General features: G+C 48.6%; 12 protein-coding genes and 1 riboswitch. Of the genes, 10 read left to right on the top strand and 2 right to left on the bottom strand.

Features of this window, described 5'->3' with window-relative positions:
• Positions 1-93 precede the first annotated feature (93 nt).
• Positions 94-381, top strand: coding sequence for a hypothetical protein (locus NG795_RS12020; RefSeq protein ID WP_367288905.1), 288 nt, complete (start codon positions 94-96; stop codon positions 379-381).
• A gap of 126 nt (positions 382-507) precedes the next feature.
• On the opposite strand, the gene NG795_RS12015 is transcribed toward NG795_RS12020, so the two are convergent.
• A complete protein-coding gene (locus NG795_RS12015; protein WP_367288904.1) occupies positions 508-1,788 on the bottom strand; it encodes a glycosyltransferase family 4 protein in 1,281 nt (426 codons plus the stop codon).
• Between the two features lie 141 nt (positions 1,789-1,929).
• A riboswitch (cyclic di-AMP (ydaO/yuaA leader) is annotated at positions 1,930-2,064 on the bottom strand.
• A gap of 481 nt (positions 2,065-2,545) precedes the next feature.
• Between NG795_RS12015 and NG795_RS12010 the strand changes: the two genes are divergently transcribed.
• The 9 genes from NG795_RS12010 to NG795_RS11970 all read left to right on the top strand — a co-directional run bounded on the left by NG795_RS12010 (position 2,546) and on the right by NG795_RS11970 (position 11,009).
• On the top strand, positions 2,546-3,142 hold the full coding sequence (locus NG795_RS12010; protein ID WP_367288903.1) for a DedA family protein: 597 nt from the start codon (positions 2,546-2,548) through the stop codon (positions 3,140-3,142).
• A gap of 307 nt (positions 3,143-3,449) precedes the next feature.
• Positions 3,450-3,647, top strand: a complete 198-nt coding sequence (gene rpmI, locus NG795_RS12005) for a 50S ribosomal protein L35 (protein WP_261198439.1) — start codon at positions 3,450-3,452, stop codon at positions 3,645-3,647.
• A 163-nt stretch (positions 3,648-3,810) separates the two neighbouring features.
• Positions 3,811-4,167: a 50S ribosomal protein L20 gene (rplT, locus tag NG795_RS12000; RefSeq protein WP_261205022.1), complete on the top strand. Its 357-nt coding sequence runs from the start codon at positions 3,811-3,813 to the stop codon at positions 4,165-4,167.
• A 39-nt stretch (positions 4,168-4,206) separates the two neighbouring features.
• Complete coding sequence (locus NG795_RS11995; RefSeq protein ID WP_367288902.1) at positions 4,207-5,022, top strand: transporter substrate-binding domain-containing protein; 816 nt, start codon at positions 4,207-4,209, stop codon at positions 5,020-5,022.
• A gap of 141 nt (positions 5,023-5,163) precedes the next feature.
• Complete coding sequence (locus tag NG795_RS11990; protein ID WP_367288901.1) at positions 5,164-6,363, top strand: RNA-guided endonuclease InsQ/TnpB family protein; 1,200 nt, start codon at positions 5,164-5,166, stop codon at positions 6,361-6,363.
• Positions 6,364-6,405: 42 nt separating this feature from the next.
• A complete protein-coding gene (locus NG795_RS11985; protein WP_367288900.1) occupies positions 6,406-6,939 on the top strand; it encodes a tetratricopeptide repeat protein in 534 nt (177 codons plus the stop codon).
• A 299-nt stretch (positions 6,940-7,238) separates the two neighbouring features.
• Positions 7,239-7,640 (top strand): late competence development ComFB family protein, encoded by a 402-nt coding sequence (locus NG795_RS11980; protein ID WP_367288899.1) that lies wholly within the window; start codon positions 7,239-7,241, stop codon positions 7,638-7,640.
• Between the two features lie 232 nt (positions 7,641-7,872).
• A complete protein-coding gene (locus NG795_RS11975; RefSeq protein WP_367288898.1) occupies positions 7,873-8,010 on the top strand; it encodes a hypothetical protein in 138 nt (45 codons plus the stop codon).
• A gap of 395 nt (positions 8,011-8,405) precedes the next feature.
• A complete protein-coding gene (locus NG795_RS11970; RefSeq protein ID WP_367288897.1) occupies positions 8,406-11,009 on the top strand; it encodes a CHASE domain-containing sensor histidine kinase in 2,604 nt (867 codons plus the stop codon).
• Here the strand turns inward: NG795_RS11970 and NG795_RS11965 are convergent.
• On the bottom strand, positions 11,006-12,235 hold the full coding sequence (locus NG795_RS11965; RefSeq protein ID WP_367288896.1) for a DUF445 domain-containing protein: 1,230 nt from the start codon (positions 12,233-12,235) through the stop codon (positions 11,006-11,008). The two genes, NG795_RS11970 and NG795_RS11965, sit on opposite strands and share 4 nt — an antisense overlap.
• Positions 12,236-12,312: the final 77 nt, after the last annotated feature.

Below are 12,312 nucleotides of genomic sequence, written 5' to 3'. Positions count from 1 at the left end.
AGAGGCGATGATATGCAGTTGAGGTTTGAATGGCATGAAGAAAAAGCCGAAAAATAACCTCAAAAAACACGGAATTAGTTTTTAGGAAAATCTATGCACAATCCTAATTTTGACCAGCCAGATACCACGGATGATGAAATGCTTCCGGAATATGATTTTACCGGGGGCGATCGCGGCAAGCATTACGAGGCATATCGCCGAGGACATACGGTCACCATTCATCAAACCGATCGCCAGGATATTGTTCAATATTTTACCCTGGAAGATGGAGCAATTATGCTCGATCCAGATGTGCGGGAATATTTCCCTGATGCTGAAACGGTGAACAGGGCTTTACGCACTTTGATTAGTTTGTTTCCGAAAAATCATCAGGTCATTTGAAGTCAGCAGGAAAGAAAGCCAGTTTCTGGCCCCCCACGTAAAGTCAGAAACCGGGTTTCTATCCCAAATCTGTGGCAACCAAGCCAAAATCTAGGCAGAAACCCGGTTTCTTGTTCCTTGAGTTTTCTAAGCGGCGAGAACTGGGGAAGTCATCGGAACAACAGGTTCCGACAGGAGTTGGTTATAAACCAGCGCGAGTCGGTTGGCGACACTCTCCCAGCTAAAGGCTAATTCTACTCGCAGGCAACCGGAACCTCCGAGTTCATCGCGCCATTCGGGATTGCTGAGGATCCGGTCGATCGCCACTGCAAAGGCCCGTTCATCTTTGGGAGGGGCCAAGAGTCCGGTGATTTCCGGGACGACGGTGAATTTTAATCCACCCACATCGCTGGCAACCACGGGGGTCCGACTTGCCATTGCTTCGATCGCCACTAATCCAAAAGGTTCATAATGACTGGGGACGACGCAGACATCGGCGGCAGCATAGTACAGATGCAGATTCGTTTTGCCTAACTGTCCGGGGAAGGTGGTAATGTCATCAATTCCCAGGTCTTTGACGATGCCGTGAATGCGATCGCGTTCGATACCATCACTTTGTCCGGGACGATAACCGCCTCCGATAATCAGTTGCAATTTGTCACGATCGCTCTCTAATAAGCTAGACTGTCCCACGGCACGCACCAGAGTCTCGATTCCTTTACGGCGATCAAACCGACCCACATAAAGCACCACTTTCGCATCGGGTTTAATCCCTAATTCTGCTCTTGCTTCCGTCCGAGAGACACTGCCAAATCGGTTGATATCCGTCCCACAGGGAATCACTTCGATTTCACCCTTGGTTGAGACCAGTTTCCTCATGTGCTGTTGTTCTTGAGGACTGGTGGCAATGATGCGATCGGCTGTTTCCAAACAGGCTTTTTCCGTTGCCAGTCGGGTAGAGGCGATCGCCGGTTTATCCGTGACAGATTGATACTTAACCGCACCCAGGGAATGATAGGTATGCACCAGTCGCAGGGGTTGATGCTTGGATAGTTCCATTCCCACCCAGGAGGATAACCAGTAATGGCTATGAATCAGGGAATATTGAATACCTTCTCTGTCTTGAAATTCCTGGAACGCTTTCACAAACTCAGGCAGGTATCCAAATATTTTATCTCGACCAATAAACCTAGCGGGTCCTGCACTTAGGCGGATAGTTCGACAATCGGGATGGTGATTCACAATTGCCGCTTGTTCGGGATGGTTTCGGCGGGTAAACATATCCACCTTCCATCCGAGTTTGGCAAGGGCCAAGCCGACTTGGAGAACGTAAACGTTTTGGCCTCCGGCCTCTTCCTTACCGATTTCTGCGGCGGGGTCGCCAGTAACAGAAATTAAAGCAATCCGATTTTGGTTTAGGTTTAGCATAACTTTGATCTTCACCTCATGCCTTGTTAGCTTGCTGAATGGCTCGATGGGGTTAATCCCATGAGGTTCAGGCAAACCGAACAAATTACTCGTCTAAGGACACTAATGAGATCGCGCAAATGAATAAAGTTTACCGATCTTTCAGTCTCGTCTCAAGGCCGACGGGGTTAGCTGATGGGCAAGGATTGAGAGATATCCCTTTTCTCCCTTGAGAAAATAAGCCCCTGAGTGGGTTCCCCCGCTTCAGTTGTTGGATAGGATTAGCACAATTTATCCCACACATTACACGGGGTTATGCAAACCCCCAACTGAATTAGGCTGACTTATTGAACTACTCGTAATATAACCTACTCCTGCTGAAATGTTCCATACGTCGCAGGTTAGATTTGAGGTGGGTCATCAAACTGGCGGCTACATCTATCTACAGACATAATTTTGGGTATTTCTTTAGACATAAATAAGCAGTTAAAGGGGGAAATGGGTTGAAATCCGACTTGGGCTACTCTAAATGAGATCCTTGGAAAAACAAACCCCGTTTTTAGCCTATATTGGGTGTTCCACTCGGGCCAGGGCAAAACTTGAACCAGACCAGCGAGGCGATCGCTATAAACAGCCGCTACAATTAAATAAATCATGCCCTACCCCTGGCCTATAGTACCTCAAGGATTCCTTTGATTTGAGGTACAACATTAAGCATTGATGCTCTCTGGGGCAGAAATTTCGGGGGTACTGTTTTAAGTTTATTATTTTTTTGATTATGCTGGATTGGATTACGAACACAATTACCGCTTTTAACTATTGGGGCATCGCTTTGTTGATGTTCCTAGAGAATATTATTCCGCCAATTCCTTCGGAACTTATTATGCCCTTGGCTGGATTTACTGTTACCCAAGGTAAACTCGTCTTTTGGGGGGTAGTAGTTGCGGGAACGGTCGGCTCTCTTCTCGGGGCCTTACCTTGGTATTATGTGAGCAGAAAGCTGGGGGAGAATCGATTAAAACAATGGATAGACCAATATGGAAAATGGCTAAAATTGAACAGTGAAGATATTAATAAATCTCAAGAGTGGTTTAGAAAATATGGGTCATTAGTTGTTTTGTTTGGACGACTAATTCCGGGAATTCGTACCTTTATTTCGGTTCCAGCGGGTTTGCAAAAGATGCCTTTTATTGAATTTTTAGGGTACTCGTTAATTGGGTCACTCTGCTGGAATCTTTTGCTCACTTATGCGGGCTTTGTATTGGGGCAGAATTATGGGCTGGTTGAGAAGTTTTTAGGTCCAGTTGCGGCAGTTGTGCTGGTTGGATTGGCACTTTTCTTTATTATCTGGGTAGTCCAGCGGAAAAGGCAGTAGCCGGATAGGGGTTCCCACAGGTAGGAGCAGGACTTACGCAGATTTGGAGAATCTACAAATGTAAGGGCGAGCAAGCGAATCGCCTTTACATTTGGGCGGATTCTCAAAATGGGACGGGTGTTTGAGTTGATTAGGCTCAATCCAACGGACCAAGCATCTGGGTGAGGCAGAAATACGGTAGCAACAAGCCAAGGGTGAGCAGGGACCCTAGGGAAGTTTAACGGCCGATCGCCAGTTCCTGGTATTTCCTTGTCTAGAAGTCAGGGGTGTGATATATTAATTGATTGTGCCGAATTAATGGAAGTCCATGCCTAAACTGAAAACCAGAAAGGCTGCTGCCAAGCGCTTTAAAGCCACAGGCAGTGGTAAGATCAAGCGTCGGAAAGCCTACAAAAGCCACCTCCTCGAACACAAATCGGCTGCTCGCAGAAATCGTTTGTCCAAGAGCGCCCTTGTCAGTGAGCAGGATGAAAAAAACGTGCATTTAATGATGCCGTATTTGTAAAAAGCTAGAAGCTCGATTTGTGGCGACAGAAGTCAGATAGCTTCACACCCCTCGAAAGGTCGGATCATCTCTGGCTTCCTAGTCCGGTAGCGGGGGTAAAACCCCTCTCCAATCGAGGGAATGGATTGATTGTTCAGATTTGTACAAATAAAGGAAAGTAACCATGACACGGGTAAAACGCGGGAATGTTGCTCGCAACCGCCGCAAAAAGATACTGAAAATGGCCAAGGGATTTCGGGGTTCGCACTCGAAACTGTTCCGGACAGCCAATCAGCAGGTGATGAAAGCCCTGCGGAATTCCTATCGCGATCGCCGCAATCGCAAGCGTGATTTTCGCCGTCTGTGGATCGCCCGGATTAACGCCGCCTCTCGGATGCATGGCATGAGCTACAGTCAATTGATTGGCAATCTCAAGAAAGCCAATATTCAGCTCAACCGCAAGATGCTCTCTCAAATGGCAATTTTAGACCCCGCTAGTTTTGCCAAAGTTGTAGAACTGGCCGCTCAAGCCAAATCATAAATGATGATGCAGCCAGAGGGCAAAAGGATCAAGGGTTTTTTGCTTGTTGTTGCCTTTTGCCTTTGGCCCTGGGGCCAAGTTGGGAATGCGGCGGAATTCGCCGAAATTCAGCAACGGGGTCAACTGATTGTGGCGGTGAAGGATAATGTCCGCCCAATGGGATTTAAAGAGGGTAGCGGCAGTCTGCAAGGCTTTGAAATTGATATTGCGCGACGATTAGCCGAGGAGTTGCTGGGGAGTCCCGAGGCGGTGGAACTGGTCCCGGTGGAAAATCGCGATCGCCTTGCGGTGGTGATGTCCGGTGAAGTAGATCTGGCGATCGCCCGAGTGACGGCAACGCCATCGCGATCGCGGGTGGTTTATTTCAGCCCAGCCTACTACCTAGATGGGGCCCAAATTATCACCCGAGACCCCTCAATCCGTCAACTTTCGGACCTAGCGGGTCAAGCAGTCGCCGTCCTCAATGCCTCCAGTACCATTCCCCTGTTGGAATTTCGACTTCCCCAATCCCAGTTAGTCCCCGTAGACTCTTACCAAGAGGCACAACGGCTACTCGAATCGGGTTCCGCCCGTGCCTTCGCTGCGGATGCCAGTATTTTGACCGGATGGGTGCAGCAATATCCCCAATACAGACTGCTGCCATTCCAGTTGTCTACTCAACCCCTGGCGGTGGTGATGCCGAAAGGATTGCAATATGCCCAACTGCACTCCCGAGTCAATCAGGCGATCGCCCAGTGGCATCAAGAAGGCTGGTTACAAGAACGGGCAGAATACTGGGGTTTACCCGTGGTAGAAGTCACCCCTGCTCTCCCCTGGAGTGAGGGTCAATACCTCCTCCCTGAGCACTCAAGATAATCAACTAAACCAGCAGGAGTCCCGCGCTCTAATCTTTGATTGAGCGTCGGGAGGAATGCTGGGCAAATTGTGGGGTTCGATACCCCACAATCTGCAAATAGTATATAGTTATATACATTGATAAAGTTCACCCATTGAAAAATGAGTCAGGTACTTACGGTCTCTTGTAAATTGACGGTTACACCACAGCAGGTAGAAAAACTTGATGCGGTACTTGCTGCTTTTGCCAGTTGCTGTAAGTTCGTGAATGATAACACCCCTGAGAAACTGACCAATCAGAAGGCTGTCCAGTCTTTAATTTACAAGGAAGCTAGAGCGCATTCTGGTTTGTCTGCCCAGATGACCATTCACGCTATCCGGCGCGTTTGTGCGAATCGGAAGGTTGCAAAACAAAAAGGTAGACCCGTTAAAGGCTTTGCTCCAACTTCTGCTACCTACGACGTTCGCACCTTCACTTTTAAGGAAACGGATTGGATGGCTAGCTTGACCATGCTCAAAGGTCGGGAGAAATTCAATCTCCACATCGGTAATTACCAGAAGCGCTTACTAGAAGGGCAAACACCCAAATCGGCAACCCTGGTAAAGCGCAATGATGGCAGATTTTATCTAAACATTCAGCTAGAGTCTGAACCACCAGCTATCCCCGATACGGATGATGTGTTGGGAATCGATCTTGGCCGCACAGATCTGGTCTGCACATCCAAGGGAGAAAAATTCAGTGGCCAACAAATCACGCAGACTAGAGACAGATACAGCCGTGTAAGGGCTTCGTTGCAACACAAAGCGTCTAAAGGCACAAGGTCAACGCGGCGTCGATGCCGCCCGGTCTTGCAACGGTTAAGTGGACGTGAACGAAGATTCCAAACATGGCTGAACCATACCATCAGCTATCGACTCACCCGTACCGCTAAAGCCTCAAACCAGGCGATTGCACTTGAAGACTTGACGGGCATCAGAGAACGCACGAATGAATTGCCACGCTCTAAGACGGAGCGACGACGGTCTAATAGTTGGGCATTCTATCAGTTGCGTCAATTCTTGACCTACAAAGGGGTGAAATTTGGCGTAGATGTCCGGATAGTAGACCCTCGCTACACCTCGAAAACTTGTCATTGCTGCAAAGTAATTGGCAACCGACAAGGTAAGAAATTTGAGTGCCTAAACCTAAAGTGTGGATGGGTCGGCGATGCTGATGAGAATGGAGCGAATAATATCGCTACTTTGGGGGTTATTGTAAACAATCCCAGAGGCTCCGAGGTCATGTCTTGTTCTTTACAAGATGTTGTCTTGAGGGCTACCAAAAGCCCGCATCGTACCGCTATAGCGGTCGGTGTCGGGTAGTTTACAATTCTAGGGCAGTTGAATCAGTCAATTTAAAACGGCATGGATACCTCTCTTCCCCTTCTTTACCTCTCGATTTTGCTGGGATTACTCGGAGTTGCAGCTTGGGCAGTGGTGCGCCAAGTCCTCAGAACTCGCCAGATCGAACTGAACCTTTCTCGGTTGCAACAGACCCTTTCCAAAGACAAAGGAACCGCAGAACAATATTATGAACTCGGCAGTATTTACTTGGATAAGCAACTCTATACCCAAGCCCTTGTTCAGTTCCAAAAGGCTTTAAAATCTAAAGCCCCGATTGATGAGGAAAGTAAAGCGCTCATCTATAATGCGTTAGGCTATAGCTATGCGGCATTGGAGCAGTACGACTTAGGGATTCGGCAATATAAAGATGCCTTAAAGTTGAATCCTGAATATGTCACCGCCTGGAATAATCTCGCATTTGCTTTGGATCGCAAAGGATTAACCGCTCAGGCATTAGAAGCCTACGAAAAAGCCCAAGAACTCGACCCGAACAATAAAACCGCCAATAAACGAGTGGCTTCCCTTCGCAAGCGACTACCCACGGCGACCTCATAAACGCGGCTCAGTCTAAGGTTAGAAGGGAGAGGGTCAAAGATGCCTCTCTCCCCTGGGAGGGTGATTTTCGCAACCTCCTCTCCAGTTCTCCAGTGGTTCGGCGGATCACTGGGGGATGAGCCAGAGATCGGAGGGTTCACCGAGTCCAGGGCGGAAATATTTTTTTTTATTAAAAGAAACCATACTTTGGAAGGTCTCCTATAGAAAAAGGGTACGTTATGATCTCCACAAGTGCCGTGTAAATCAGTCCCCGTTAAGGGAAAAGATTATTTAACCTTGCTCGGTTTGGAGAATCATTCATGACCAACGTACCATCGAATCATAGCCCCCTGTACCGGAATGCCCTTGAACCCCTTGTGGTTGAAGAATCACAACGGCAGTTGCGACAACTCCCGCCGAAAATGCTAGGGTCTCTCAAGCCTGAGCGAGTTTTAGCTCAGGTTGTGGCTTATGCTCTGAATCGACTCCCGGCTTTGTATGCGACAAGCGATCGCGGCTGGCAATTTCAACAACATCAGGCCCAAAAATTAAGGCCCCAAATTGTCATGGCTGTCCGTCAAGGATTTGCTGCGGTTCAGCGGGATCCGCTGACCCCGGTTTGGAATGATGCTCCTGAACCGGAACCGGAAGCCTCTGATACTAATGAAAAGCGTGCACAAGCTAGACGCCGGATTGCCTCATACCGCTCTTTTAATGTTTAAAAACCCGAGCAATCGAAGGGAATAAGCGCGAGATTTTAACATCATAAATTCCTCCGGGAATTGGTAAAAAGGAAGAGTGTATTCAGCAAAAAATTAAAAAATTGGGGAAGTGGATTGAGTGGCGATCAGCCTACGGCATAGCTAAGCGCTTACCGCGCCTGGGGTCATCTATTAGGGGTAGATAAATAATTCACGATGATGACGAATTGAAGTGAGTTTTTATTCAGGTGAAATGACTATCTGCAACTCCGGATCAATTTTTGGTGCATCTGAATCCGGCGATCGCGCAGTTTCTCCCGCTCTACAACTGGCCCTACAACTGGCCCTACAACGCTTTCGGGATTATCCCCCCTTCATCTCAAACTCTTGATACTCTGGGCTGAAAACCCCAGTGGAGAGCCAACAGAATTTCTATCCAGGGATAGAGGAAAGCCTTAGCATCCTAACAATAGTTTTGTAGTATTATAACAGAAAAGGGGATCGGAACTTTCGCCAGAGATATGGACTAGATAAAAGTCTCTCAATTCTCAACCGGGGATAGGAGCGATCAAGCAGTAGATAAAAATCTAAAGTAGCTTTTAAAACTCCAGATTCGCAAAGAGTTTGCCTAAGCATAGCCTGAATCATCCCCTTACCCATCGAAACGGACCTCAAAAGTCAGTCAAAAAATGTCAGGCCAACCCATCATAAACAGATAAACTACTCATGAGATCGGACCTATCCTGGAAATCGGCAGGCTCGCGCCGGACATGGATCCCGTATTTCGTGTTAGTCGTAACATTGCTGCTGACTGCTCTGGCCTCTTATACGGTTGACCGAACGTCCCAATCTAAAGAGCGGTTGCGATTCCAGAATGCCATCGAGCGGACGACGGACAGCATAGAGAAGCGGCTTGACACTTACCTGGCCTTACTGCGTGCGGGGAGGGGATTATTTGCAGCGAATCAAACGGTTAGTCGCGAGCAATTCCATCAGTTTATTTATAATCTGGAACTGCCAGAACGGTATCCGGGAATCCAGGGGATTGGTTTTTCCCTGCGCGTCAATCCGGAAGAAACCGAGAGGATCCTAGCAGAAATTCAAACTTACAATCCAGGACGTTTGGCGATTACCCCAGAGTATGAGCGATCGGAATATCATGCGATTTTATATCTGGAACCGTTAGATGCCAGGAACCGAGGGGCGATCGGATACGATATGTTCACTGAACCCGTGCGTCGGGCGGCAATGGAACGGGCCCGGGATACCGGGGTGGCGGCAGCATCTGGGCCGGTGACGTTGGTCCAGGAGGTTGAGGACGAATACAAACAAGCCGGTTTTCTGATATATCTGCCGATTTATCGCACTGGCGGCATCCCTGAGAGTGTTGACGATCGCCGAGCGCAATTGTTGGGTTTTATCTACAGTCCCTTTCGCGTTGATAATCTCCTCATGGGAATTTTCGCCAAAGAAAAATATCCCACGGTGGATTTTGAAATTTATGACGGAACTGAGCTCAACCCCGAGTTTCTACTGCACTCCTCCCAGCAATATCAAGGGAGAAATAGCCACTCTCATCGCCCCCGATTTCGGGGAATGCGAACCTTGGATGTGGCGGGACGAACCTGGACGATCGCCTTTGTCTCCACCCCAGAATTCGACCAACTCTCCGGTAGAAACCTGGTTCCCTATATCTTTGTCAGTGGACTCATTATCGCCTCAATCTTATTTTTCCTAACGCGATCGCAAACCCAAGCTCGTTATGCAGCAGAACGAGTCGCCATGCAACTGCGCGCCTCCCAAACTGCTCTGAAGGAAAGCGAATTTCGACTACGCCGCCTCGTGGATGCCAATATTATCGGCATCATTATTCACGATACCCAAGGCAACATCGTCGAAGCTAATGATGCCTTTCTCAACCTTTTGAGATACTCCAATACCTCCGTCTCCGAAGTGAATTGGTGGGACATTACCCCCTTGGAATATCGCCAGGGCGATGAAGAAGCGATCGCTGAAATGAAAGCCACCGGGTCTCATCCTCCCTTCGAGAAAGAATATATCCGCCAAGATGGCACAAGAGTTCCCGTCCTCCAAGGCACCGCATATTTGGGCGGGACCGAGGAATTGGCGGTTAGTTTTGTCCTCGACTTGAGCGAAAATAAACAAGCCCAGCTTTCTCTAAAAAATTCTGAAACCCGTTTCCGGACCTTAATTGAGCAGTCTCCCTTAAGCACCCAAATTCTCTCCCCCGAGGGTCAGACACTCCAGGTAAACCGCGCCTGGGAACAACTCTGGGGAATCACCTTAGCAGAACTGGGAGATTACAATATTCTCCAGGATCAGCAACTCGTGGAAAAAGGCATCATGCCTTATATCAAAAAAGCTTTCGAGGGAGAAGGCGTCGCGATTCCAGCAGTCCGGTATGAACTCCATAAAACCTTACCCGAGACTGTTCCAGATCCCACGAAAGAGTTTTGGGTTCAAGCTTATATGTATCCCGTCAAGGATCGCGACGGCAATATTCGCCAACTGGTGATCGTTCATGAAGACATCACAGAACGCCAGAATTTAGAGGCACAATTGGCGGCGCGTGCCGAACAACTCGCCCAAGCCAATCGCATGAAAGACGAGTTCCTAGCTACCTTATCTCATGAATTGCGAACCCCTCTGAATTCTATGCTGGGGTGGAGTCAGTTGTTGCAAATGCGGAAATTAGATCTGACTACCACCGGACGAGCTTTAGAAAGCATCGAGCGCAATACTAAGGCGCTGACTCAATTAATTGAGGATTTATTGGATGTTTCGCGGATGATGACGGGTCAGTTTCGGATTCAAGTGCGTCCGGTGGACTTGACTGCACCGATTGAAAATGCGATCGCCTCGGTGCAACCGGCAGCGGATGCTAAAAAAATTTCCATTTGCGCGGCTTTTGCACCTGAAGTCACCCTAGTTTCAGGAGATCCAGCTCGCTTACAGCAGTTGGTGTGGAATCTGTTGTCCAATGCGATTAAGTTTACTCCCACGGGGGGACGGGTGGATGTGGTCTTACAAGGCGATCGCACCCAGGCGCAAATTATCATTCGGGACACGGGTTCAGGGATTGCGCCGGAGTTTTTACCCTATATATTTGAGCGATTTCGCCAAGCTGATAGCGCGATTACCCGATCGCATGGGGGTCTAGGCATGGGATTGGCGATCGTCCGTCATTTAGTCGAACTCCACGGGGGCACGATCGCCGCTGAAAGTCCCGGACTCGGACAGGGTGCAACCTTTATTGTCACCCTTCCCAAAGAGGCGATTCTCGTTCCGAGACGCTTGGCGAACGAGCTTTCCCCCGGTCAAGGAGAGGACCTGTCTGGGGAAAATTTTAGGACCTCGGAGGGTTTTTAACGCAACAGCAGAATCACCGTTTGCAACAACCCGATCGCCACCCCGAGGATGCCGCCTAAATTGACGATCGCCTGCAATTCACTTTTGACAATGCCTTGAATCGCGCCTTCGAGTTCTTCTGCTGAAGTATTCCGCACCCGTTCCACAATCACGCGATCGATATTCATAATCGGAATCGCTTTAGCAACCAGGGTTTCTAAATCTCGTTCCAAATACCGTTCTAAAATTAACGCTAATTCTTTACTGACCAATCCTAACGAGGCATTCACCACAGAAGAGGCTTGGAGACGCTTGAGAATTAAGTTTGCCACATTTTCCCAATTCACCGAATGAGTTAACCCCTGAATCAAGTCTCCCCCGCGTGTTTGGACATAAGTGCGGATACTTTCTTTGAGGGTTTTTCTCAGTTGGCGAACCGTAGAGACGGGTAAATTTTGCAGGGAAACATTATGCAACCATTCCTGCAAACGAGCGCGTATCCCCAAAGTCTTGATTAATTCCGCAATCCGAGCATTAGCATCTTCTTTCTCGTCTAGGCAAAAGGTCCGCAGACGGGTGAGGGTATTCCGCAACCCCAGTAAATTGGCAACCACCCAGTAGGTCCCGCTACTTTTCTCGCGAAACCCCTCATCAATGGCGGTAATATTGCGATCGGTCAGAAAATCAACCAAGGTTTGCCGCACCACATCCGGAGGCAGAACCGCCGTGAGTAACCAGTCAGAGAGTTGTTGGGCTTGATTTTCAGTCAGTTGAAACTCCAGCAGCACCAGGTCGAAAATTTGGTTAATCTGGGGTTCTAGGAAATCTTCAGATCGGGCTAGGACTCGAATCATCCGAGGGAAGGATTCTCCCAACAAATCCCGCAGGATACCGGAGAGGATTTTAGCGGTTTTCTGCTCCGTATCCAATTTGAGTTGAGTCAGGGCCAATTCCAGTAACCAGAGAATCGCTGCCTGGATTCGTTCGGTTTCCAGCAGTCGTTTCGCCAACTTTTGCAACTCGCTGGGGGTGAGCAGAGACCCCATAATTGTAGCAGCAATCCGTTCGGCTAATCGTTCCTGGTTGCGGGGAATCAAACCTGGGGTAAACGGAACGCGCCGTCCCTTGAAAGAATAGGCACGGTAGGGACGGAATAGCATTTTAATGGCTAAATCGTTGGTGAAATAACCAATAATTCCCCCGGCGATCGGGGGTAAAATGTAAGGCCAAAGAGACAAGAGATCCATTCGCAATTCAGCGTTTCCTCGTTAAGCATCGCGGGTTAACGGGTAACGGTGAATGGTTGACCCCTCCTCCTCAATAC

Origin of the sequence: Laspinema palackyanum D2c (assembly GCF_025370875.1) — a bacterium.
GTDB classification, from domain to species: domain Bacteria; phylum Cyanobacteriota; class Cyanobacteriia; order Cyanobacteriales; family Laspinemataceae; genus Laspinema; species Laspinema palackyanum.
This window is presented reverse-complemented; position numbering and strand designations above follow the sequence as displayed.